The sequence below is a fragment of the Flammeovirga yaeyamensis genome (assembly GCF_018736045.1).
In the GTDB taxonomy this organism is placed as follows: Bacteria; Bacteroidota; Bacteroidia; order Cytophagales; family Flammeovirgaceae; genus Flammeovirga; species Flammeovirga yaeyamensis.
Map to the genome: position 1 here is coordinate 2,108,557 of NZ_CP076133.1, position 26,444 is coordinate 2,135,000.

Below are 26,444 nucleotides of genomic sequence, written 5' to 3' on the forward strand. Positions count from 1 at the left end.
TTTTTGTAAATCTGAATAAAACTGAAACCAGTATTTTAGTAGAAAAATAGATGATTCAACCTCAATTATTTACTCTTACGCTTTGCCGCCTCAGGTTGTTCAAGTTGATATTCTGCATCATACAGTTCGACTTGATTTTTACGCCATCTACTTCCCTCTAAATACAATACTTGAGGTCTTGTAATATCCCATTGACCAAGTTGTTTCAGCATTTCAATCACTAAATCTTGATGTTCAGAAGAGACATCATGTTGTTCGGAAATATCATTATCTAGGTTGAATAACATTGGTAGACGATCTGGAAGACGAATCAGTTTCCAATTTCCTTTTCTGATGCCTGCACTGATCGTAAAACGCCACATCATTGTTTCATGAGGATCGCCTTCTTTTTCCTTCAAAAGATAAGGCATAATATCTACACCGTCTAGTTTATCGTTCTTCTTAATTTCTCCCCCTGCCAATTTCACAAAAGTAGGTGTTAAATCTAAAGATGTAACGGGCTGATCGAAGGTTCCCTTTTTCAGATGTTTCGGATAAGAAATGACGAAAGGAACTCTAATACCTCCCTCTAGTAATATTCCTTTTTGTCCATTTAAAGGAGCATTGATTGATGCATTATGATCACAAGGTCCACCATTATCACTTAAAAATACGACTACAGTGTTATCGTCAATCTTATGGTCTTTCAATGTTTTCATAATACGCCCAACGTTCACATCTAAACGATGAATCATGGCAGCATATGTTCTACGTTTTCTTTCTTTAATATGAGAATATAAAGCTAGATCTTCCTTAGTCGCTTGCAAAGGTGCATGTGGTGCATTGAATGAAGCGAATAAGAAAAATGGTTCGTCTTTATGTCTTTTGATAAAATCAACACATTCATCCCCTTTATCATCTGTAATATAAGTTATCGGCTGAGGTTCCTTATAGTTACACTCAATTTTATTAGGGTAATGAGAACCATCTGCTTTATTGGGGAAGTAATTATGTCCACCACCTAAATATCCCCAAAATTCATGGAAACCTCTTTTTAAAGGATGGAACTGATCGGCTTCACCAAGATGCCACTTCCCAACTAAACCATTTACATAACCTAATTCTGCCAATCGATCTGCTAAGGTCGTTTCCTCAACAGGAACTCCAATATAGTTATGATCAAATTGAGGTAAATCGACAATAGGGTTATTGTCAAAACCAAAACTCACTTGATTTCTTCCGGTCATTAAACCTGCTCTCGATGGACCACATACTGGAGCAGACACATACCCTTGAGTAAATTGAACACCTTGTTTTGCTAAGGCATCAATCTCAGGAGTTTTAATTTGTTTGCTACCATTAAAGCCAACATCTCCATAACCTAAATCGTCTGCTAATATGATTATAAAATTAGGTTTCTTTTCTTTCTGTGCATAAGATAATGTAGACACACAAAGCATAAAACTAATAATCCACTTTTTCATTTCTTCCACTTTTTTAATTAATACCTGAGTTCAATTTGTTGTCGAACTCTGGTGAAGGCAAATTGAAAAAATCATACATAATTCATATGTACAAATTCGTCAATTAGGGAAACAAATTCGACAAACCATGTTTACTGATACGTTTATTCCAACGTTTCTATCTTCCATTGAGCATAGTTATCTGTTGCGGTACCAAGTACTATTGGTGAATCGTTGGATAATGAAGATGCTCTCAGGTATTTTTTAGTTTCTTTGTTTTTTATCAAGAAGTATCCCTCTCCTACATATATAAATTCCCACTGCGTCCAAGACCCTGTATTCTCCAAAGGTTTTGTATAAACTTGTGCATTGTTCTCATTTACTAATGATCTTATCAGCTTCTGTGTTCCTTCGTTTTTGATATAATAATAGGGTGCCATATTCTCCACCAATTTCCAATGCGTCCAATCACCAGTTCTTGAATTGTCGGTTTGCTGTACTTCTACATCATCACCTTCACCTCTTACTCTGAAATAGAAATTACTTTCTTTGTTTCTTAATCGGATAATATCAGAAGTATTGGGCGATTGATAAAGAGGATCTCTTTCCCAAACTCTCACATAATCCACCTCAGCAATTGATAAATCACCGATAGGTTGAGAGACAAAATCGCCATCCCCAAAACTTGCTCCAACAGATAACCAAAGCCACTCTTTTACCTGAGGTACCCAAATTCCCTCATAAGTGACTTTATGCTCCCCATCGTAGTAAATTTCCAATTTATTTTCATCCCAAAGTAAACCATAAATGTGATAACCATCATGAATATTTGGTGTGTCGTATTTCTTAGTATTCGCTTTATGATCAGCGGCATAACCATCAATATGAATCACCGATTTAGTATAATCTGAAGTCCATGCTGATTCGAAAATATCAATTTCAGCACCATCATTCCCTGTTCCATCAACATTTCCTTGCTGCTGTCCTTGCAACCAAAAAGCAGTATGATTCCCCTTTGAGGTATCTGCTATTTTAATTCTTGCTTCCATGTAACCATATTTGGGTTCGTATTTCCCTCTTGAGTCTACACTTCCACAATACATTTTGTCGGTCGTCACCTTCGAGCTTTTCAGAACAAGCTGACCATTTCCATTTAGCCAAGCATGATCTTCTACCCAGAACCAAGATTTAATTCCTAATTCCGGTCGTGCTGCCCTTGATTTAGTACTCACCGTTTTAGTCCATTTTGAGGTATCCAAAGATGTACCATCAAATTCGTCTGACCACACCTCAATCCATTCATTTCCTAAGTCAATCGTTTTCTGATTACTAACAACAATGAAAGGTTGGTGCTTAATTACGTTTTCCTCTTTTTGAACTTGACTGTTGTCTTTTGCACAGCCGAAAATAAGGAATAAGATAGTTAGAAAGTAAAATTCATTTTTCATACAATTGTTGTTTTGGTAGTTGGTTATAATAAATTAAACCGAGAGGCCATGGCCCCTCGGAATAAACACTCTAAATCGAATTTTTAGAACTTACAATCACTTCAGCCGAAACAAGTCCAGCTGAGTTTGCTTTTAAAGTAATGGTTCCTTCTGTTTTAGAAGATTGTAAAATAGTCACACATTTTCCGTTGAATGCTTTTCTTTGATGATCTACAAATGATTCTAGAGAAGTCGGATCTCCGTTCCCAACTGCACGAATTGTACCCTCTCCATCAATATCAAATGTGATCAAGTTATTCGCTCTAGGACACAGCACTCCATTTTTATCTAAAACTGAAACTGTAGCATAGACGATTTCTTCTCCATTTGCTTTCACCTCAGATCTATCAACTTCAATCTTTAATTGATGTGGCTGACCTGCAGTATATTTTACTTCTTCTGCAATAGCTTCTCCTTTTTCATTAAGTGCAACCACTTTCACTTCTCCTGCGTGGTAAGTGATGTCGTCCCATCGTAAACGATACGTGTCGTATAATTTTGATGGATTTTTTGACTTCACCCCCATGCTTTTACCATTTATGAAAAGTTCTGCTTTATAGTAATTCGTATAGCAATGTACACTTACCGTTTGCCCTTCTTTCCAATTCCAATGTGGTAATAGATGCAATACTTTTTCATCCGACCAATGACTCTTATAAAGATAGAAACGATCCTTAGGTATCCCTGCCAAATCTATAATTCCAAAGTAAGACGATTTCGTTGGCCACTCTTCGTTATAGGGTGTCGGTTCTCCGAGATAATCGTAACCTGTCCAAACGAATTCGCCCATCATAAACTCACTGTTCTCTTGTGCCTTAAATTCTCTATCAGGAGTTTGTGCCCAATTTGGAAAATCCATATCAAAAGAATTGGCCTGTAAACTTGGACGAATCTTATGTTTCCCTTCTTTAGCAGGGAAAAAGTATTCACCTCTAGAACTAACTGTAGAAGCCGTTTCACTTCCATACATTTTCCATTCTGGATGTTTCTCATGGGTCACCTTATATTTATTAGGCTTATAATTCCAACCAGGAATATCCACTGCATCTGCCAAACCATTATCGATGGCTGCTTTATAGTTATTAAAACCTGCTGTTGATGGTCTTGTAGGATCTTCTCTATGAACAATATCCGTTAAGAATTGAGCATTCTTGTACCCATCCTCTTTATTTTGTTCACGGATCTCGTTTCCAATTGACCACATGATTAAAGATGGGTGGTTTCTATCTCGATGGATTAAAGCCACCAAGTCTTTTTCAGCCCACTCATGCCAGAGTTTGTTATAGCCATTTTCTGTCTTTGCCTCCTCCCATTCATCAAATGCTTCGGCGACAAATAAAAAACCTAGTTCATCGGCCAATTGTACTAAGCTTGGATCAGATGGATTGTGAGTTGAACGTATCGCATTCGCTCCCATTTCTTTCATTTTCATCAAACGATGTCTCCATGCAGAAGTGTTGTGAGCTGCTCCTAATGGACCAAGATCATGGTGCAAGCATACGCCTTTAAATTTCACATGCTGTCCATTTAAAAAGAAGCCTTCATTATTCGTAAACTTGATGGTTCTAAATCCAAATTGACTTTTGTAGGTATCAACAATCTCATCTCCTACCGCTATTTGAGTCACTACTTGATATAAATTAGGCGTTTCTATCGACCAAAGTTTTGGTGATACTACCTCAAGATTCATTTCGATTTCTTGATCAGACACACCCATTTTCAAAGTTTTTGTGTTAGAACTTACTCTTTCATTCTTATAGAATATGGATTGAATAATCTCAATGTTTTTAGGTTGATCTGAATCGTTCTGAACATTAGTTTTAATGTTCACCTTTCCTTTTGATGATGTAATTTCTGGAGTAGTGATAAATGTTCCCCAGTTTTTTACATATACAGGATTCGTCTTTACTATTCTTACATCTCTGTAAATACCTGCACCCGGATACCATCTTGATGATAATGGTTTATTTTCCAAATGCACATCTAATAAGTTTTCTTTATTGTATTTAATATAGGGTGTAATATCAAATTCGAATGAGGAGTAACCATAGGGCCAACTACCTACAAACTCTTTGTTTATATAGACTTTTGCATGACTCATTGCTCCATCAAACTGAACAAATATTTTCTTCCCTTTATCTTGGTTAGAAAACTGAAGTGTCTTTCTATAGAAGCCTTTTCCGATATGAGGTAATGCTCCAGTTCTACCTGTTCTTAATTTTGGTACTCTCTCTCCATCTTCCAAAACCAATACCTCTTGCATATCAATTGATTTATCAAAAGGCATGGAAATCGCCCAATCGTGTGGAACCGTTACGGTGGTCCATTCATTCTCTAAAGTATCTTGAAATTGAAATTCCCACTGATCCGTTAAGCGAGTTACCTCTCTGTCTGTTTTATCAATCTTATCAATTTTTTGACAACCGAACGTACATCCAAAAAATACTAAAATGAGATAAAATAAGTCGTTCGTTTTCATATTTAGTGCTTTATATTAGTACAGTGGTGTACGGGCATTGAGATCAATGCCCATACTGTCCACCTACTCTATTCAATTCTTATTTCTCTATAACAGATACATTATCCAATAGGAAAAATCCTCCCGCTGTATCTTTACCTTTGTAAATATTGAAAGTCAATGATGTATGTCCCGCAGGAACGGTGTACTCAAATGTTGTTTCCGACCAAGAAGTACTTTCTGCAATAGTTTCTTGATGTTTTATTGCATTATCATTTGATGGTTTAATCGTAAACTTCAAATCTTTACCAGGACCATCTTCCCATTTTGTAAACATTGAGAAAACATAAGTCTTACCTGCTTCAACATCAATAGTTTGAATAATCGACGCATCGTCTTTTTTCAATCTTGCACATTGATCTCCCTCATAGGGTGTCGTTAAGGCTGTAGTTACTATATCTGCTGATCCAGAATTGTAACCTGACCATGGAGTTGATGTTAAGTTTAAAGCACCTGCAGGAAGGTTTTCGAAATCACCATCTTTCACTAAATCATTTACTGGAGGAGGTGCAACATCACCTGTTTCAAATAACAACACATCATCAATATGTACTGTGTTTTCAAACTCTCCGCCTGGCTTAATAATCGTGATTCTTAAATCAGTTGTTGTTTCTTTTGTTTCGAAAGTTAAAGTGCTCTTCATCCAATCTGTTGCAGAAGCAAAATTACCATTTAATAATTCTACTTTTCCGCCTCCCGTTACATCAAATACTTTTACAACACCTGCTGCTGTTGGTGCTGCCAACCATTTTGTATGAAGATCTAACGTGTAAATTTTATTTCCACTTACACCATTCACCACTTGATTCAAGAAAGCACCATCTTGATTGTTATCCATGGCCAATACAGCATAGTTTTCACCTGTATGTGCACCTGCAATATCTTTCACAAAGCTTCCATCAAAACCATACCATGGAGTTCCATCACTTGGTAGTGGACCAGCTGTAACATTCTCAAAACCTCCATCTGTAATTAATCCAGAATCTGGAACAGGTTTTACATCTGGACCTGGATCTACTACTTCATCCGTTTTAAATACCGATACTTCATCAATATAAAGTACTGTCAAACCAGCATTGGTATTATCGTTTGTTCCTCCTTTATAGAAGACTACATAAGCAGTTGTGGTATTTGGACCTGTAGTGAAAGTTGATTTAACATCTGCCCAATCTGTACTTGTAGAGATTTGCTCTGCATAAAGTCTTTCCCATCCTGCCTCTGGCTTAGAATCAGGTGTTCTGTCTTGTACCTGAACTGTTATCGTTCCATCAGGTTGTTCAGCCCATTTTGTCGAATAACTAAATTCATATACCGTATTTGGTTCAACTTCAATAGCTTGTAGCATAGAACCACCGTCTCCATTTTTATCCGCTTGAATTTTACCTACAACTGTACCTTTTCTAGCAGCAGTTTCTTCAGTGAAGCCGTTGTCATATCCAGCCCAAGCACCATCTGCATTTCTTAATTCAAAACCACCATCTACGATTAAACCATAATCTCCTGCTTCTGGAATTTCTCCGTTTCCACCACCTGTTTTAAGGTTGGCATCGTGTTCCGAATACAAAACACCTAGCTCTGTCAATACATCAGAATTTTGCTCGTAGATAGCAGAAATATGTAAGGCAGCTTGGTTTTTAGCACGACCGCCATCAAACCATGCATATCTTTCAATATAGGGAGCTTGATCCATCATTGGTAGCAATTCAGCCATCAAGTCATACGCTTGTTCTTTCGTACGTTTATTTGTTTCGGGAGTAGCCGCTGTCCAATCCGCCAAGCCCATTTCTGTAATCCAAACCGGTAAACCCCATTTATTATGAGCGTTTTCAAAAGCTTCCATCCATTTATTCGGATCAATAGAATCCGTATAACGGTGCATACAGATAAAATCTACTCTTAATCCTTTTGCATTCGCTTGATTCATGAAATCGTCTAACCAACCTGAAGACATACTTGCAGGAGCAGGAGATCCTAATGGAACACCAACAGACTCTAATAAAGGCCAAAGTTCAATCGCTTCTTCTACTGACATATGTGACTGATCTTCTTTGTCTGGCTCATTAAATCCTAATAAGTAATTGATTTTGCCTTCTGCAGCCATTACTTTAAGTTTCTCTACTTTTCCGGCTACATCATTTCGTCCCCAAAGCATTGGAACAAATTCTACGTTATCGGGTAAATCTGTTGGATAATCGTTACCCCATGAGTAATGCCAATAAGGTAGAACTCCGGAGACACAATTACTCCAAATTGGTGATTTTAAAGTCTGTCCATATCCTTTTTTACCAAATGTTACTTCCGGCTCAATTTCTTTATCGCCAGCACTCGGTCTATTGTTAATCATATCATCCAAGTCACAGCTTATCAAAGCAGCCAACATTGGAATCAAAAATGCTATTTTATATAATTTCTTTTTCATACTAATATCTTTAAGAGTGAAGTTTCTGAGCTAGAAGCCTTTTACAGCTTCTAGTCAGATGAATTCGAATGATTACCACCCAGGGTTTTGAGTAAGGTTAGGGTTTCTATCAATTTCTGTTTGTGGTAATGGCCACCAATAATGCTTACTTTCATTAAAGGTTCTCTCGTGGAATATTACTTTATTTTCAAAGTCATCTTTGGCAGTTCTCCAACGTAATTCATCAAAGTATCTTAAACCTTCGAATGCCAATTCGACTCTTCTTTCGTGACGGATTTCTTGTCTTAATGCATCCTGATCTAAATTTGTATCAAAATCAGGCATACCCACTCTTCTTCTCACTTGGTTAAGTGCAGTATAAATATCACCCGATGGTCCACTTAATTCATTCTTCGCTTCTGCATACATCAATAAAACATCAGCATATCTTAGAATCATGAAATTACGATCGCCATCTTCGTACTGTCCTACTTCAGTACGGATATATTTTTGAATACCGTAACGAGTAGCTTTTACTGAGTTATCCCACTTGTCTTGGTCTACCCAAGGTTCTCCACCTCTTAAGATAGAGTGATCTAGTCTAGGATCTCTGTTTGCAAATTCAGCCCAATAATCGAAAATACTTTTACCTTCTGCTTCTAATTCAGCAGCCGATTTTGGCACCCCTTTTTCATCTGTCCAATGTGTGAAAGGAGTAGCATCAGGATCGTCTTCTGCTCTAAGTCCATTCTTAGTATAGAAATCGTGTACTAGGTTAGGCAACACCCCAAAATGAGATTGAGGTTGCTTTTTGTAAGTACCACTAAACTTCTCTCCCGACTTTAGGTTAGATACGAATTGAACAGAAAAAATCGATTCTGCACTATTCTGACCGTCTGCTGAGAATAGTAATTGATAATCATCCAATAAACTGTATTTACCCGAGTTGATTACTTCTTCACAGTCTTTAATTGCATTCTCATATTGCTGATTGTAAAGATATACTCTTGCTCTCAGTGCTAATGCCGCATATTTATTGATACGTCCAACAGTTTCTCCTTTGTCTGGAAGTAATTCGATCGCCTCCGTTAAATCTTGGATAATCTGATCAACCACTTCTTCTTTAGATGCTTTCTCAATACGTGCTTCTGCCGGAGATACCACTTTCAAGATTAAAGGGACATTGTTAAACAACATTGATAAGTTGTTATAGAATAAACCTCTTAGAAAAAGTGCTTCACCAATAGCGGTATTTTTGGCTTTTTGATCAATACCCATTCCTGGTGCATTGTCTAAGATTTCGTTGGCTCTACGAATACCTTTGTAGTTATCGTTAAACACCCACTGAATACGATCTGTTGCCGGGTTATGCTGTCCCACACTAATGTCCCAGTATTTCATCCAAGTCCATTCGTTGTACCCATTATCACTAATACAGTCCAGGTCACGAATACCTCTTCCGTAAAGTTCTTCAGGAGTTAAACTTTCATAGGCAGCTGTTACAGCCAAGTCCAAGTGTTCTTCTGTTTTCCAGAAAGAATCTTGATTTAATGTATTATTATCTTTTAAGTCTAGGAAGTCGCTACAAGACATGCTTGCTACACTTAATAGAGCGATGATTGCTTTTTTCATGATGATACGTTTAGAAGATGATGTTTGTACCAAAAGTTAAAGTAGTTGTTTGAGGATATGCTTCGTTTCTAGATTGTCTAGCATATCTTTCAGGATCCCAATGGTCGATTTGTGACCATGTTAGAGGGTTCGTTGAGTTGGCGTAAATTCTAAGTTGTTGTATCTTCAATTTTCTACAAACATTCTCATTGAAATTATACCCTAACTCTACGTTTTTCAGTCTTAAGTAAGAAGCATCTTCTACCCAGAACGATGAGGTCTGCTCGTTATTTACATTACCCAATCTTGGGAATTCTGCATTTGGATTTTCAGGAGTCCAACGGTCCATCCAATCTGTTGTCCAGTTCATCAAATTGTTGCCACTACCACTGTGATGACCTGTTGCTGATGAGTAGATATCCACATTTTGAACACCTTGGAAGAATAATTTCAAATCAAATCCTTTATACGCCATTCCGATATTAATACCGTACATATATTCTGGATTAGGATTACCAATAATAGTTCTGTCTTGGTCATCAATAACACCATCACCGTTAATATCCTCATAAATCAAATCGCCTAATTGAGGAGTTTGACCATCGATATAAGGATATTTCTCTAAATCTTCTGCTGTTCTATAGATCCCTGTATTGTTGTATCCATAGAATGATCCGATAGGTTGGCCTTCCATGTTTACTTGACGGTTATTGATATATTGCGTTTCACCTTGCATATCAATAATCTCATTTTTGATATTCGTCACATTGAAACCAATGTTATATTCAAAACCTGAGTTGCCTACTTTATTGTAGTGATTTACTGCTAATTCCCAACCTGTGTTCTTTACACGACCTGCATTTTGGAAAGCTGGTGTACCTACACCTGTTGCCCCTGGAATCGGAAGTTTAAGCAAGATATCATCTGTATCTTTTACAAAGTAATCTGCTGTTACTGTCAACATATCATCCCAGAAACCGAAGTCTGCACCAACACCATAAGAGGTCGTTGTTTCCCATTTAATATCTGGGTTGGCTAAATCAGTTACTGCTAAACCACCGTTAGTAATTGTCGATCCATCGAACGGATAACCGTCTGTTGGTGTGTATGTTTGAGAATAAGGATAGTAACCAATTTTATCGTTACCTAACTGACCCCAGTTTGCTCTGAACTTACCAAACGATAGGAATTCAGCACCACTCAAGAAAGCTTCGTTAGAGAAAATCCAACCGGCAGATAATGCAGGGAACAACGCAAAACGATTGTCTTGAGGGAATTTCGAAGAACCATCTTGTCTGATGTTCGCCTCAATTAAATATCTATCGTCGTAGTTGTATTGGAATCTACCGAATAAAGAAAGTAATCTCGATTCGTTAAAAGTGCCTGCTACGATTGGGTTAGTGCCCGATCCAATCTCCGTTAAATCGTTACTTGGTAGGTCTGTTACACGTACTCTTGTCCATTTATGTGCATAAGAGTTCATTGTTGTACCTGCTAACAAATTGATGTTATGTTTTCCAAATTTCTTATTGTAATTAGCAGTATTTTCCCACTGAATAGTCTCGTAAGTATTTCCAATATCTTGTAAAGAGTTTTGCACTCTAATAATATCAGAATCATTACCATCATTATCTGTTAATTGGAAATTATATTTATGTGCCTTATTGAATCCTTGAGTAAACGAATAACTGAAGTTCGTTTTGAAAGTTAAACCTTTCACTGGATTAAATTCTAAATAAGGATTGATCGTCATCTTATTAGAATTGTTGTATTGTCTACTCGCCTCAGTAGCATAGAAAACAGGGTTCTTTGTATTAATTTCGTAAGGATTCCCTGATGCTGATCCCCAAGATCCGTCTTGATTAAATACAGGCACTAAAGGTGATGAATTAGCAATTAGTCGCATTACACCTTGGTCGTCTGTATCTGCCGACTCCTCCGATTTTTTGATAGCACCGAAGAAATTCGTTCCAAACTTGAATCCTTTACCTAAATCTGATTTCAAGTTGATTCTGTAGTTGATTCTCTCAGCAGATGTTCCATACATGATACCACGTTGGTCTAAATAACCCAAAGAAGCCAAGTATTGTGTTTTCCCTACTTTTTGTGATAACGACAATTGATGATTCATAAAGAACGCACCGTCTTTAAACGTTTCGTCAGCCCAATCGGTGTTTCCGTAACGGTATGGATCGCTACCATCTCTTGCGATTGCAATTTCTTCATCAGAGTAAATTGGTGTACGACCTGCGTTCATGTTCGCTTCGTTTTTCAAAGTCATGTAATCCCAGCTATCTAAGAAATCAGGAAGAACCGTTGCTTTTTGTAAACCAGCATAACCATTGTAGTTTACTTTAATTTTCTCTGTTGCTTCACCCGATTTTGTCGTTACCAAGATTACACCGTTTGCTGCTCTAGTACCGTAGATAGAAGCTGATGCGGCATCTTTCAATACAGAAATACTTTCGATATCAGAAGGTAAGATGTCTTGCATACTACCCGGTACACCGTCGATCAATACCAAAGGACTTGAATCGTTTAACGTACCGTTACCTCTAATTGTGATCTCAGCACCTGCACCTGGCTTACCACCTGACTGAGTTAATTGCACACCGGCAATTCTACCTTGTAATAAAGACTCGGTGTTGGTTACTGCTTGGTTTCCCACATCTTTATCTGGGGTAACCACACCTACAGCACCAGTTAAATTTTCTTTCTTTTGCGTACCATAACCTACTACCACAATTTCTGAAAGCAATTCTGTTGATTCTTTTAAAACAACATTCAGTACATCTTTAGTACCTACTTCAATCTCTTGTTGCTCGAATCCCATAAAACTGAAAATGACTACTTCATTTTCATCTACAGCAAGTTTAAACTTACCTTCAAAATTGGTAATTGTTCCTGTGTTCGTTCCTTTAATTTTGATGTTTACCCCTGGAAGTGCAAGTCCAGTTTCATCTTTAACTTCGCCCGAAAGAATTCGATCTTGAGCGTTTACATGAAATCCCGTTAAGAATAAGCTTAGCATAAGCAATAGTCGAAAAGGATGTCTCTTCTGTTGATAGAAACTTTTCATAAATTAAAAAATACATTAATAGTTTCATCAAAAACTCTATGAACAAATTGATAGTTGAGTTTCTGATTTTTTCATTTCATTAAATAGCGTCTTTGCAACGTTGATGTAAATATGAAAGGTCGTTTAAAAAATTAACCGTTTATTTTCGTCAATATGTGACTATTTTACACTTAATAGTTTATTTATTTAATAATCAATTACTTATAGTTCAAAGAAGAATAATTCATTCATCCCTACATGAAGGATTTACACAAAAAATGATGAATATAGCCACAATCAAAGATACATATTCAAGCATATTTGTATATGTATTTGCAACGATTATTTTGTTAATCATTTTTTAATGTTTGTCAATGAAACATTCTTCTAAAGCATTCCTCACATGCTTATTCATCTCCTCACTTTTCTCTTGTAAGAGTGAGCAGAAAAAGGCATATCAAACACCAGAGAAAGCTCCCAATGTACTCCTTATTATAGCCGACGATTTGGGGGCACATGACTTATCGACCACTCAGTCGAATTATTACGAAACACCCAATATAGATCAAATTGCAGCAAATGGTATTCAATTCGATCAAGGGTATGCATCCTGTCAGGTCTGTAGTCCTTCTAGGGCAAGTATTATGTCTGGAAAATCTCCTGCTCGACATGGTATTACCGATTGGATTGGAGCCGCTGAAGGAGAAAAATGGAGGAAACAGAAAAGACATAATAAGTTGTTACCTGCTTTTTATGAGCACAAATTAGATACAGGCTACATTACCATGCCTGAAGCTTTTAAAGAACATGGCTATACCACTTTCTTTGCAGGAAAATGGCATGTTGGTGGTGAAGGATCGCTTCCTAAAGATCATGGTTTTGATATTAATAAAGGTGGTTTCCATGCAGGAAGCCCAAGAGGTGGATACTTCTCTCCTTACAAAAACCCTAAATTAGAAGATGGTCCGGAAGGGGAAAACTTAAGTATGCGCTTGGCCAATGAAACTGTAAAATTTATGGCTAGTCACAAAGATAAACCTTTCTTTGCCTGTCTATCTTTTTATGCAGTGCATGGCCCAATTCAAACTACTGAAGAAAAATGGCGAAAATATAGAGATAAAGCAGTAGCCAATGGTATTGAAGAAGAAGGTTACGAAATGGGCAAATTTATGCCTATTCGTCAACATCAAGACAACCCGGTATATGCAGGTTTAGTAGAATCTATGGATGATGCTGTTGGTCGTGTAATGAGTTCTCTTAAAGAGTTAGGATTGAACGAAAACACTATTGTCGTTTTTACTGGGGATAATGGAGGTGTTTCTGCAGGAGATGCCTTTTCAACATCAAATTTACCCTTAAAAGGAGGTAAAGGGTATCAGTTTGAAGGAGGTTTAAGAACACCTTATATTATTAAAGTGCCTTGGTTAAAACATCAGAAGAGACATTCGGATGTTCCAGTAACTCATACTGATTTTTACCCTACTTTATTAGAATTATCAGGTTTACCGTTATATCCTGATCAACATCAAGATGGTATCAGCTTAGCTCCCCTTTTCCATGATGAAACAGTGAAAGATCGTTCCATAGTTTGGCACTATCCTCACTATGGAAACCAAGGAGGTGAACCAAGTTCAGTTATTCGTTCGGGGAAATGGAAACTGATTCATTATTATGAAGATAATCGTGAAGAACTTTACAATCTCGAACTAGATGAGCAAGAAGCAAATAATCTTTCTTCAGAATATCCTAATATCGTGAAAAATCTAAGTGATTCCTTATTTACTTATTTGAACGAATTGGGTGCAAAATATCCTGAAAAGGATGATACTTGGACGCTTGCAAAAGAAGAAGCTCATCTAAATAAAGTCAAAAAGAAAGAGATGCCGGCACTTGAAAAGAAGCGTTTAGAGATGCTTGGAGAAGATTTTAAACCCAATGATGATTGGTGGGGATCTCAAAGAATAATTGACTAAATATCAAGATCAGACAATAGTATTAACACTCATTACTATTGTCTGATTATATATTTATTGCAAAAATTGGTTTAATTGAGTTATTAAATAAAGTATGATTAAATGAACAACTACCTTTACTTTTTATTATCACTTATTTTTTTTACTCACCTTGGATATTCAGAAACTAAAAAAGATTACTTATTCGAATATCTTAATGTAACCAATGGATTATCAAATAATACCGTTACACGTGTAGTAAAGGACGATCTAGGTCAATTTTGGTTTGCGAGTAGCGAAGGTATTGTAAAATTAGACGCACAAGGTTTTGACTATTTTAAACCTTCGAAAAGGTATGATCAATTTTATAGTGAAGATGTAGAAACATTAGAGTTAGGCTCTAATAACCTTCTTTGGGTGGGCACTAAAAGCGGAGGTCTTTCGAGCTATGATATCGCTAAGGATCAATTTGTTAGCTACAATCATTTATTTAAAGATTTTACTAGAGACAATACATTTCTTAGAGTTACTGCAATTAAAGAAACCTCAAATGGTTACTTGTGTATTGGTACTTGGATGAGCGGTTTTTTTGTCTTAGATCTTGAAACAAAAGACATCGTTTTCCATCAACCCAACAACAAGGTTATTCAATCCATACAAGAAGATAATAATGGTAATGTATGGTACGGCTCATCAAAAAATTTGATGGAATATAATTTCGAATCAAATAAGGTGAACCGTCATAACATAAAAGCTACACAGTGGATAACCAAACTTATATACGACAAGAAAAGAGATGCATTATATTTTGGTAGTTCCAAAGGGGTCTATGAATTTTCTTTAAAGACAAAAAAGGTAAAGAAATTTATTGGGGAAAATGATGATCAACTTAAATTAATCAACTCCCTACGCCTGGATCAGCAAGGTAGACTTTGGGTGGGTACATGGAAAAGTGGTTTATTTAGAAGTAACCCAGAGAAATCAATATTTCAGAAAATTGAATTACGTCCACACCATGAGTTAAACAAAAACTACCAAGGGATTACTGATATTTTTATTGATAATAATAAAGTCATTTGGGTCACTACTACACATGGCGGTGTGGTCAAATTAATTGAGAATAGAGGATTCTACAAGACCGCCTCCACTTTTAGAGATCCAATTGGATTTCCTGACAATAACATTAACAGCATTTTTGTCGATGATTATGATGGCATTTGGGTAGGAACCAAAAATGGTGGTATAGCTTACAAGAAATCATCTGATCAAGAATACACACCTATTCCTTCATCAAAAAATATGGTCATTGCCTCTTTTACTCCTATAAAAGATAAGATGTATGTGGGGACATCAGAAGGCTTATTGATTTTACCAATTAGAGAACCGCTTGGAAAATCTGAGTTCTATGGTTCTTCTAAATTCAGAAAGTTTAAATCTATCTATTTTGATGAATCACATCAAAAAATTTGGTTTGGACTTCAGCAAAATGGACTTGCAGTGGCTGAATATAATCAGAAGTTAAACCTCAAAGAGGTGCAATATTTTAATCCAGTAAATAAATCGGATGCTTATTTTCCAGCAGATCGTATTGAACATATAGTCCCAGATGATAAATATAATCTTTGGTTAGGTACTTTTAATGGTTTGTATCTTTTTAATATGGCGAACAAAAAGTCCACTTTTATCGATTTAAAAGGGATGTTTGATTTTCCATCGAATATTATCTTGTCCTTATATAAACATCCACAAAAAGACATTTTGTTTGTTGGCAGTGCTAATGGTCTGCTTGTACTTGATATTGCCAATAATCAGATCAAATCATTAGGATTTTATGATCAAAATAATGGTTTAGAAAACGATGGCATCAATGCTATCACTGTAGATAATAACGGAATTGTTTGGCTGGGACTGTCTAAAGGGATTAGTTGTTTGAATTTAGAAGATGGCAGCATTCAAAATTATACTGAGGAAGACGGAGTCGATATATCGTCTGTAAATATTGGGGCAGTTTACAATAAAAAAGATTTGATTTATTTTGGTGGGCAGAAAGGCATGGTGATGTTTTCTCCAAATTTTATCGCCAACAAGAAAGAATTACCTGATGTTTACTTTTCACAACTCTTTATCAATAATCAATATGTAGGGGTTGATGATACTTTAAACAATCATATTGTTCTAGAGAAAGCTTTAGCATTTACCAAAAAAATTGATTTAAGCTATAAAGATAAAGTCATTCGTTTAAGCATTAATACGACCGACTATATCGATCATAAAAACCTCAATTATCTTTACAGAATCAAGAAAGTATCCGATCAATGGATTGATAATCAACATACTTCTAGTATTACCTTAACACAGTTACCTGTGGGTGAGAATGTTATTGAGATAAAAGCTTGTAAAAATGGTAATTGTGGAAAAGTCAATGAACTCATCATCGACATGTCCCCTGCCCCTTGGTTTTCGACAACGGCTTATGTGATTTATGCGATTCTATTTGGGTTGATTATTTTTGGCATTTTCTCCTTCTTCATCAGAAAAGAGAAATTGGAAAATGAGGTAAGACTCATCAATTTAGAAAAGGAGAAAGAACATGAAGTAACAGAGGCAAAAGTGAGGTTCTTTACGAATATCTCCCATGAAATTCGAACTCCTCTAACACTTATCCACTCTCCTTTAGAAGAGTTATTAGATGAAGAGGATCTTCCGAAGAAATACAGAACCAAACTTCAGATTATTAATAAAAATGCTGATAATTTATTGGTGCTTATCAACCAACTTCTTGATTTTAGAAAAATGGAGAGCAATAAATTGGTACTATCTTATCAGTTTATTTCTATCAGAAAGTTGATTGAACAGAAATGCTGGGAATTCCAATCGTTGGTTAAATTCTCTGGTTTACAGTTGAATTTCCAATCCAAAATAGCCGAAAATCAGTTATACAAATTAGATCAAGAGAAGATTGAAATTGTCTTGAACAACTTACTATCCAATGCTATTAAGTTTACGCCTAAGGGGAAACAAATCTCCATTGAACTCTCTGTAAAAGATGCTATTCTGATCAAGATTAAAGATCAAGGCGTCGGCATAAAACAAGAAGATCTGAAATCCATTTTTAATCGATATTATCAAGGGGAAGCTGCTTCTGATAAACAAGTAAAAGGCACTGGAATTGGTTTGGCACTTTCGAAAAGCATCATCAATTTGCATGGAGGTGACATTCGTGTAAAAAGTGAGTATGGAAACGGTAGCGAGTTTATTGTTGAACTTCCAATCTTGGATGCGAAAGTCGAAAATGAAACAGGTACCACTATTGTAACCAATGATGTTATTAGCGATAAAAAACATCAGTTATTATTGGTAGACGATAATAATGATATCCTGCTTTATTTAGACGATATATTTTCTAAGGAATATCAAATTCTAAAGGCCGAGAATGGTGTAGAAGCGTATAAATTATTGGAAGAAAATCCAGTAGATCTCATCATTTCTGATGTGATGATGCCAGAGATGGATGGTATGGAATTCACTAAAAAAGTGAAAGAACATCCTGATTATCAAAATATCCCAATTTTATTATTAACTGCTAATGCTACTACCGATAGCGAATTGGATGGGTTGAAATTGGGTGCCAATGATTATATCAGAAAGCCATTTAACAGTAAGGTGATTAAAGAAAAGGTGAAAAATATACTTGCATACAAAGAGCAATTGATCGCTTTCTATAACGAACAACTTCAACCTATCATCAAACAGGAAGAGTTAGTTGCTGAAAAACCTAAAAAACTTACCCTTGATGAGAAGTTCATTAAAAAAGCAGTCGACTATATCGAAGAACACATTGATAGTGATGAGCTAAATGTAGAATCGTTGGCTAGTCATATGTGCATGAGTCAATCGACATTATATAGAAAAATTAAAACGTTAACGGATAGTACTATTGTTGCTTTTATACGTTCTGTGCGACTTAAAAAAGGAGCACAATTACTTTTAGAAGAAGAATATTCCGTTAGAGAAATTGCCGAAAGAGTTGGCATTAATGATATCCGTTACTTTAAAAGAGAATTTGAAAAACAGTACGGTTCTTCTCCTACAAATTATAAAGAATCTGTTTACAATAATTCATAGTGAAATAATAAAATTACCTCACAATAGTGAGGTAATAAATATTCTTTTATTTGATTTTCAAACAAATTATCTCAGTTTGTAAGCCTTGGGACTTGGCTGTATTTTACTTTAAACTAAGTTACTTTTAATGCCTTAAAAAATAATATATATAAAAGGTGTTTTTTCATTTCTATTTCGATTTATTAGGAAGTTGAATAGCACCAAGATCAGCTGTACCAATAATTGATCTACCTAGAATATCTTTCTCCATTTCAAATCCTAAATACAATCCTTTTTTGTCCTCAGGAATTGCTTTAATTTGAATAGCCCTACCTTTTACCAAGTTTCTATTTTTGGGTACAAAATCATTTATTGTTTTACCTTCATTATTTTTAAATCTTGGATTTCCAATGATGGGTGCTTCGTCTTGAATGGGAGTTTCAATAGGCCAATTTTCAGCCTTCAAATACAAATTATTTTTGAATATAATATTTTCAACTAACACCTCACCTGCAACCTCAGGCTTATATTGATCTCCTAATACTTGCTTACCTGATTCTTCGAAACAGAAAATGTTATTGGCAATTAAAACCCCTTTAGCAGCTCGATTTACAGCAATTTTTGGTGTAATACCTTCTTTTACATAAATGGTATTATTATAGAAATAGCTGTTATATGGACCTTTATGTTTTTTGTCTTTTCCATTAAATCCACTCAACCAGAATATTTTACCTTCCTGAGAAGCAACTCCTTTTTGCTTCACTCTATACCCATCGTTTATACTTACATTATAACGATAAGCACAGTTATAGTTATTCCCTAAAATTTCACAGAAACCGCCCGCATTATTTTCGCTTATATTATACTGAACGATTACGTTTGAACAATTAAAATCTATATGACAACCTGCAGAATCTGCTGGACCTTTAGCATTTCTAAATTGATTGTGCTCAATTAATACTCGGTCGCAATTCCATGTCCAAAGTCCACTACCTCTACCCCACTTTCTTGAATCATTTTTATCTCCAGAGAAGTTAACAATATTATGATAAATATGTCCATCAAGAATACCACTCATCTGAATGCCAGGGCCACCTGTTTTTGTTACTTTATTATTGGCAATAACTAAATTCTTAATCGTATTCTTTTTGCCGTTGACTTTAATCCCAGTATGTGCTACATTTTGGATTGTACATTCTTTAACTATAAGATCCTCCATCCTACTTCCTTCAATTGTATTGAGCACCCTAATCCCCCATCCATATCCTTGTGTACCGTTTGGAGTAAAGGCTTCCTTTTTCCCTCTTTGATGTCCTTTCTCCATTAAAAAAACATCTGTAATCGTTAAATTCACTAACTTAATCCCACTATATTTACCTGATGTATTAGATTTAACTAATACTCCACATCGCATTGGACTTTTACCTTCAGGCATCTTTCCTCCATTGGCTTTTACTCTAATATTTGAGATGGTGATATAAGAACAATCACCCAAGAAAATTCCCTGTTCTTCTCCTTTTGCATCAATTAACGGTAATTGCTTTACCGCTTTTTCAGGTGAAACATAATTACTGATAACTATTCTTTTATTACTTGTACCACCTAAACCCTCTAAACATAAACTACCTTTAAAAATATATCCATTGGCCAAGAGTACTTGATCACCTGGCTTTAATCTTAATTTTCTTATTTCAAATAGGGACTTTAATGGTTTATCCATTGATTCTCCCGAATTGCCTTTCATCCCTTTTTCAGGATTTATGTAATAGGCAGTTGCAAATCCAGTAAGACTCACACTCCACAACAAACTTATTAGGATTAACTTTTTCATTTCAATTTCTGCTTTATTGGTCTATACTCTTCTTTATGTTCTCCTTCTACACTCCACAGATTTAAATATTCTATAATCATAGTAGGCTCATCTTTTGGAAGATAGGTATTTAATTCGTTTTTAACATTTTGGTGATAATACATTTCTCACGAACCATCGAAGTAAAATGTATCTATAATCCGTAAGCATAATTAAATACTTGGATTTATGTCATCATACCAAAAACCCAAGGAATAATTCCTGGGTTTTTGATACGGAATAAAGACTATTATTGAGGCGTTTTCTCTATTGCTGATAATGTAAACGAAAGACTACATTTTGCAGGATTTAGTCTGTACTTTGGTAATGCCAATCCTTTTTTCGACCAGCTATTTGTACCACCCACACCCATTTGTTTATCATCAATACAGATATAAATTGAATTGGTTGGTTTGATATCTATGGTATGTCTTTGTGCTTTATCGTTACCCGGATCAAAATCTGAAATTGGGTTTCTTAGTGATGAAAATCCAATTGTTGAAGTCGCATCAATTTTTAATCCTTTGCCTTCTTGATTTGTCCATTGTACGAAACGAACATCTGTTCTATATCCATTCTCTTGAGGACGAATATAATCTACCAACATAGCATCTACCGTAGTTTTGTAAAGACCTACAAAAGAACCGTTATTTCTATCTTGATAATTCTCTTCTGGACCTCTGCCATAATACATGACATTTGCATACTCCTTACCAATCGCTAAAGTGATTCCGTAACGAGGCATAAACGTTAATTTGTCAGGAGCTTGAGGTGAAAAATTAGCATTTACTGATAATGAACCATCTTTTGTTACTGTATAAACGACAGTGTTTGTAGCTTCTATTGTTGGGTAGTTCATCACATAAGTGATCGTAACTGATTCTCCTTTTTCTACTTTTACATCCGTAATTTCTCCTTTACTGCCTAAATCTCTCCACTCAAAATATTTAGCATCCTCTTTTCTATTATCCACATTCCAAGCACCAAAATCATTATCCGTAGGTGCTCTCCAGAAGTTCATCTTCGCACGTTCATCCAATAATTCTTTTTCTTGATAAACAATAGAGGCTAAACCAATTTCTCTACGATCAAATGTATATGTATAACCATTGGCTGATAGGATAGTCACCCCCTCTTTTTGATTCTCAACTTCTACTTTTTCGCCTGCTACTTCTTGAGCAATCTTTTGTGGTGACTGCATTAACACTTGGTTCGAAGCCATCACAAAACCTTGATCTAATAAGGCTTCTTGTCCGTTATTTTTTACATAGAAATTGACAAAATATTCTTTTGATGCATCAAAGTTATAATCAAAATCTACAGCTACATTTTTTGTTTGCTGTGGAGCTACATTATAATTTGATAGCACACCTTCTTTTATCTTAACTCCATTTTCTAATAAAGACCATGAGATAGATAATCGTGATAAATCATTGAAAAATTGTTCGTTGAAAATGGCAAATGTATTCCCTTCAACTTGAGTTATATGTACATTTTGATAAATGTGTCTGATTTCTTCAATTGCCGGATGAGGTGTTCTATCTGAACCAATAACTCCATTTGCACAGAAGTTATTATCGTTATACACTCCTTCTGGCTCGAAATCTCCACCATACTGATAATAGATTGTTCCATCTTTATCTTTCCCAATTAAACCTTGATCTTGCCAATCCCAAATGAAACCACCTTGAGCGATTCTATTCTTACGAACCCACTCCCAATGATCTAAGAAGTTACCATTGGAATTACCCATTGCATGACTATACTCACACCAAATAAATGGACGTTGTTCTTCGAGAGGTAATTTATTCTGCTTGGCAATAACCTTCTTATTTGCATCCTTCATTGGCATATACATATAAGAAAGAATATCTGTAGTACGGATCTTATCAATCGCTTCAGAACGTTCGTAATGTACTAATCTAGATCCATCATACTCGTGAATCCAATCGTAAGCTGCTTTGAAGTTAGAACCGTTACCTGCTTCGTTTCCAAGCGACCAGTAAATCACAGATGGATGGTTGAAATCTCTTTTCACCATTCTTCTAACACGGTCCAAATGCTGTTCTTTGTACATCTCGCTATTGGCCAATGTTTCCGATTTTTTATAACCATAACCATGCGATTCAATGTTTGCCTCATCACAAACATAAATACCGTACTCATCACATAAATCATAGAAATATGGATCGTTAGGGTAATGTGATGTACGAACTGCATTAATGTTGTATTTTTTGAAGTCAATGATATCTTGCTTCATCGTTTCCTTAGTCACTACATGTCCATTTACAGGATCATGCTCGTGTCTGTTCACCCCTTTGATTAATACAGGCTGACCATTTACCAAGAATTGTCCATTTTTTACCTCAGTAGTTTTAAAGCCAATACTTTGTTTGGAAGCATCAATTACATTCCCTTTCTTATCTTTTAATGCGATATGCATTGTATAAAGATTAGGTGTTTCTGCAGACCAAGGTAAAACCTTCTTAAGATCGATGTTTTCTGTAGAAACCTTATTTAATTCCTCTTTTTCTAATGCTACAGTATGTGTTTGAGCATATACAGTTTGTTGATCTTTTACTTTTAAAGTTACCTCAACAGACATTCCTTTAGCTTTCTTCGTTGATTTATTATCTACATCAATCGTATAAGATAATAAGCCATTTGTGTAGGTATCTGTATCTAAGGTAGAAGTTATTTTTATGTCTCTAATAAATGTTTTAGGGGTTGCATATAGATATACATCACGCTCTATTCCACTCAATCTCCAAAAATCTTGATCTTCTAAATAAGATCCGTCACACCAACGATATACTTCTACAGCAATATCATTTTTTCCTAATTTCAAATACTCAGTTACATCAAACTCTATGGCCGTTTTACTACCTTGAGCATAGCCAACTTGTTGACCATTCACCCAAACATAAAATGCCGAACTAACACCTGCAAAATGTAAAAATACTTGCTGATCCTCCCAATTATCATCCACTGTAAAAGTGCGTTTGTAGCTACCAACAGGATTATTATCATGTGGAATATGAGGGGCATCCATAGGGAATGGATAAATGATATTGGTATAAATAGGGTAACCATAACCTCTCATTTGCCAATCCGATGGAACATCAATGTCTTTCCATTGTGATACATCAAAATCAGTTTTATAAAAGTCAGCAGGTCTATCCGCAGGTTTAGGTACCCAATTGAATTTCCACTGCCCATTAAGATAAATATAATTGGCTAGTTGTTCTTGATCTTGTGTCGTATTGTCTCCTTGATAATGGACAAAAGTAGATCTTGTCGGTTCGGTGTTTACACGAATCACATCGGGGTTCTCCCAATTAGGTATTTCTTGTGCATGAGAGAATACACTCATTCCTCCCCATACAGCGGTTAATAACGTTTTTGTTAATTTGTTCATCATCTAAAAAATTTCATTCCATTTTATGATACAACAAATTAAGTAGAATCAATCAGAATAAAGGGGTCTAAATCGTCTCAATAGATGGTATAGACGAAAATGTGTTATAAAATGAATAATTTACTCCTTTAGTCACTTATATTAATTAACCTATAACTACAAATCACCTATTTAAGAGATACACTTATAGTTATCATAATAGATAAAAACACTAGAAATCCGTTAAAACAAAAAAACTAATTGATCATGTTTATCACATTACCAATTAGTTTTTGTCCTAATACTATCCAAAACTGATGGTCACTAATTTAGCATTTGGTCGGTATTTAGGTTAAAAGGTGTTGCCGGTAAATTGGCAGAATTATATAAATTACATTCAGGAAATACGTCATAAGCGTACATGATCAAATTATTTCCATTGAACTCTACTTCTATTTTATTCTTGCCAATAATCTTTGCTGATATAGGATCTAGTTTTCCTTCGTCATTTCTTACTGTAAAGCCTATCACTTCCTCTTTTCCATCAGAAGTAGTTAATTGCTTAGCCACGTTATCAAAAGTGATAATCAATTTATTGTTATCTACTTTATATGATTTTACTGTTGGTCCTTCCGCAATTACTTTCTTTTTATAAGTATCTCTTAAAGCCAATAAAGATAGTCTTCTTCCTACCTCTTGTTTATTTCTTGGATGAATATCGTATGCTTCTCCTACATCCATAGCCGTGGCCATTCCTGTATTTTCAAATTGTAAACACTCCGCTTGTGCAAGTCGAAATTTTGCCCATGACTCATTTTGCATTTCTCTTCCTTTCACCCCTTTAAATCCTGCAAGTTGAACAAAATAAGTAGGCATATTTTCATTTTTAAAATGCTTTCTCATCATCTCCACAAATTCACCAAACCAAGTGATATAAGGTTTAGGCTCTCCTGCATTTGTTTCCCCTTGATACCAAATCATGCCTTGTGCTGAATATGGAATTAATGGATGAATCATATCGTTGAAACAATAAGATCCCAAACAGTTTTCAGGATAATAAGGTGCTTTACCTTCAGGGTTCTCATCCCATTTTTTCTTTTGCTTATGATAATGTGCTAAGAAGTTTTTATTTCTTCTTTCAATACCTTCTAGTTCTGGAGAATTTTTTATGGTTTCTGCATCCATAAATGTACTGATGCTTGCGCCTCCATAAGAAATATCAATTAAACCAATCGCTACTCCTTTTAAGTTGTCGGATAACTCTTTACCAAAGAAATACCCTACAGCTGTTTTGTCTTTAATTGTGCTTGAGGAACATACTTCCCACTTTGCCTTTACCTCAGTTTTTGGAGTATCAGAACCTGACAACGGCATCGCAAGGAAACGAATATTGGTGTAATTCGATGAATTTTTTATCTCCTCCCTTGGGTTATTGGCATCTCTTACAAACCATCTCATATTAGATTGTCCTGCACAAAACCAAACTTCTCCTACCATTACATTCTTGTAAGTGATAGTTTCATTTCCTTCTGCTTTTAATTCATAAGGTCCGCCATATTTCATTTTAGGAAAACTCACAGTCCATTTTCCATCTTTGCCAACTTGCACATCAACTTCCTTTTTATCTAATGATATTTTAAACTCTGATGATGGTTTGCCTTCTCCCCAAATTTGAATTTCTTTGTTTGCCTGAAGTACCATATTATCCTGGAATACTTCTGCGAATTTTAATTGGCCAAATGCATTCAGGGCAATTAAAATAAATAAAAAAGTGTTTAGTATTTTCTTCATGTTCATTTCGTTACAGTAAATATGTTATAAAGATGAAGATTTTTTCGATTAATGATTGTCATTGATTCATCATATCATTCTATTATCATTTTACTACTAATTTTTGATATATATAGACAATAGCAGGTAGTAGGTAGTAGGTAGTAGGTAGTAGGTAGTAGGTAAATTCATCGATACAATAATAGCATCCAAGATTTTGGGGCTGTTTTTCGTAGAAACATTATTTATTTCTACGTCTTCCTAGAGGTGGCCTTGGCCCCTCGTTACACGGACTTTTAGCATACATTATTTGGGCATCTGTAATTTCTGAGATATTCACTATACCAACTACATCCCCGTCTCCAGCGAGGCGGCCTTGGCCCCTCGAGGACTATCGGTTTACACAGATACTTGTGCATAACCCCAACACCAGTTTTATATAAACACAAAAAAAGGTTAGCCAACATCTCGTGTTAACTAACCTTTTATATTTAATGAATGTGGCGCCGACTTACTCTCCCGGGGGTTAACCTAGTACCATCAGCACTGTAGGGCTTAACTGCTCTGTTCGGAATGGGAAGAGGTGAACACCTACGTCATTGGCACCATCAATGTCTTAATATCATTGACTGTGAACAGTAAAAACTTTGTCAGTGCCCCCACAAAGGGGACACCAACCGAAGAAAAGCTTTCGGGCGATTAGTACTTCTCAGCTTAATCCATCTCTGAACTTACACTTGAAGCCTATCAACGTCATCATCTATAACAACCCTCATAAGGAAATCTCATCTCGAGGTGGGTTTCGCGCTTAGATGCTTTCAGCGCTTATCCGCTCCACACATAGGTACCCGGCGATGC

General features: G+C 35.7%; 12 protein-coding genes and 2 rRNA genes (1 of these 14 running past the window's edge). 2 read left to right on the top strand and 12 right to left on the bottom strand.

All coding sequences use genetic code 11. The annotated features are described in order from the left end of the window. Window positions 1-65: 65 nt before the first annotated feature. The 6 genes from KMW28_RS28065 to KMW28_RS28090 form a co-directional block, all read right to left on the bottom strand. Window positions 66-1,463, bottom strand: a complete 1,398-nt coding sequence (locus KMW28_RS28065) for a sulfatase (RefSeq protein WP_169666705.1) — start codon at window positions 1,461-1,463, stop codon at window positions 66-68. Between the two features lie 143 nt (window positions 1,464-1,606). After that, the gene (locus KMW28_RS28070; protein ID WP_169666708.1) at window positions 1,607-2,890 is read right to left on the bottom strand and encodes a family 16 glycosylhydrolase; all 1,284 of its coding nucleotides are present in this window, start codon (window positions 2,888-2,890) and stop codon (window positions 1,607-1,609) included. A 70-nt stretch (window positions 2,891-2,960) separates the two neighbouring features. Then, window positions 2,961-5,408 (bottom strand): glycoside hydrolase family 2 TIM barrel-domain containing protein, encoded by a 2,448-nt coding sequence (locus KMW28_RS28075; RefSeq protein WP_169666710.1) that lies wholly within the window; start codon window positions 5,406-5,408, stop codon window positions 2,961-2,963. A 79-nt stretch (window positions 5,409-5,487) separates the two neighbouring features. Beyond that, on the bottom strand, window positions 5,488-7,866 hold the full coding sequence (locus tag KMW28_RS28080; RefSeq protein ID WP_169666711.1) for a glycosyl hydrolase: 2,379 nt from the start codon (window positions 7,864-7,866) through the stop codon (window positions 5,488-5,490). Between the two features lie 72 nt (window positions 7,867-7,938). Next, entirely contained in the window at window positions 7,939-9,477 is a 1,539-nt protein-coding gene (locus tag KMW28_RS28085) for a RagB/SusD family nutrient uptake outer membrane protein (protein WP_169666713.1), read from the bottom strand. 10 nt (window positions 9,478-9,487) lie between these two features. Beyond that, entirely contained in the window at window positions 9,488-12,487 is a 3,000-nt protein-coding gene (locus KMW28_RS28090) for a SusC/RagA family TonB-linked outer membrane protein (protein WP_169666715.1), read from the bottom strand. 401 nt (window positions 12,488-12,888) lie between these two features. On the opposite strand from KMW28_RS28090, the gene KMW28_RS28095 reads away from it, so the two are divergent. Beyond that, window positions 12,889-14,487, top strand: a complete 1,599-nt coding sequence (locus tag KMW28_RS28095) for a sulfatase (protein WP_169666718.1) — start codon at window positions 12,889-12,891, stop codon at window positions 14,485-14,487. 102 nt (window positions 14,488-14,589) lie between these two features. Next, on the top strand, window positions 14,590-18,591 hold the full coding sequence (locus tag KMW28_RS28100) for a hybrid sensor histidine kinase/response regulator transcription factor (RefSeq protein WP_169666721.1): 4,002 nt from the start codon (window positions 14,590-14,592) through the stop codon (window positions 18,589-18,591). 169 nt (window positions 18,592-18,760) lie between these two features. On the opposite strand, the gene KMW28_RS28105 is transcribed toward KMW28_RS28100, so the two are convergent. The 6 genes from KMW28_RS28105 to KMW28_RS28130 form a co-directional block, all read right to left on the bottom strand. Continuing rightward, complete coding sequence (locus KMW28_RS28105) at window positions 18,761-20,401, bottom strand: right-handed parallel beta-helix repeat-containing protein (RefSeq protein WP_169666724.1); 1,641 nt, start codon at window positions 20,399-20,401, stop codon at window positions 18,761-18,763. Further along, entirely contained in the window at window positions 20,398-20,544 is a 147-nt protein-coding gene (locus tag KMW28_RS28110) for a hypothetical protein (protein ID WP_215585931.1), read from the bottom strand. Before KMW28_RS28110 ends, KMW28_RS28105 begins: the two co-directional genes overlap by 4 nt. Window positions 20,545-20,669: 125 nt before the next feature. Then, window positions 20,670-23,837: a glycoside hydrolase family 2 TIM barrel-domain containing protein gene (locus tag KMW28_RS28115; protein WP_215585932.1), complete on the bottom strand. Its 3,168-nt coding sequence runs from the start codon at window positions 23,835-23,837 to the stop codon at window positions 20,670-20,672. A 303-nt stretch (window positions 23,838-24,140) separates the two neighbouring features. Beyond that, window positions 24,141-25,607, bottom strand: coding sequence for a sialate O-acetylesterase (locus KMW28_RS28120; RefSeq protein WP_169666729.1), 1,467 nt, complete (start codon window positions 25,605-25,607; stop codon window positions 24,141-24,143). A 477-nt stretch (window positions 25,608-26,084) separates the two neighbouring features. Next, a 5S ribosomal RNA gene (rrf, locus tag KMW28_RS28125) occupies window positions 26,085-26,196 on the bottom strand. 69 nt (window positions 26,197-26,265) lie between these two features. Then, window positions 26,266-26,444: ribosomal RNA gene (locus KMW28_RS28130) — 23S ribosomal RNA — on the bottom strand (it continues 2,700 nt past the right edge of the window).

Bases quoted from the DNA above. Each gene is read 5' to 3' on its own strand.
- KMW28_RS28100 (WP_169666721.1), top strand. From the start codon at position 14,590: ATGAACAACTACCTTTACTTTTTATTATCACTTATTTTTTTTACTCAC.
- KMW28_RS28115 (WP_215585932.1), bottom strand. From the start codon at position 23,837: ATGAACAAATTAACAAAAACGTTATTAACCGCTGTATGGGGAGGAATG.
- KMW28_RS28090 (WP_169666715.1), bottom strand. From the start codon at position 12,487: ATGCTAAGCTTATTCTTAACGGGATTTCATGTAAACGCTCAAGATCGA.
- KMW28_RS28110 (WP_215585931.1), bottom strand. From the start codon at position 20,544: ATGTATTATCACCAAAATGTTAAAAACGAATTAAATACCTATCTTCCA.
- KMW28_RS28105 (WP_169666724.1), bottom strand. From the start codon at position 20,401: ATGAAAAAGTTAATCCTAATAAGTTTGTTGTGGAGTGTGAGTCTTACT.
- KMW28_RS28070 (WP_169666708.1), bottom strand. From the start codon at position 2,890: ATGAAAAATGAATTTTACTTTCTAACTATCTTATTCCTTATTTTCGGC.
- KMW28_RS28085 (WP_169666713.1), bottom strand. From the start codon at position 9,477: ATGAAAAAAGCAATCATCGCTCTATTAAGTGTAGCAAGCATGTCTTGT.
- KMW28_RS28120 (WP_169666729.1), bottom strand. From the start codon at position 25,607: ATGAAGAAAATACTAAACACTTTTTTATTTATTTTAATTGCCCTGAAT.
- KMW28_RS28080 (WP_169666711.1), bottom strand. From the start codon at position 7,866: ATGAAAAAGAAATTATATAAAATAGCATTTTTGATTCCAATGTTGGCT.
- KMW28_RS28075 (WP_169666710.1), bottom strand. From the start codon at position 5,408: ATGAAAACGAACGACTTATTTTATCTCATTTTAGTATTTTTTGGATGT.
- KMW28_RS28095 (WP_169666718.1), top strand. From the start codon at position 12,889: ATGAAACATTCTTCTAAAGCATTCCTCACATGCTTATTCATCTCCTCA.
- KMW28_RS28065 (WP_169666705.1), bottom strand. From the start codon at position 1,463: ATGAAAAAGTGGATTATTAGTTTTATGCTTTGTGTGTCTACATTATCT.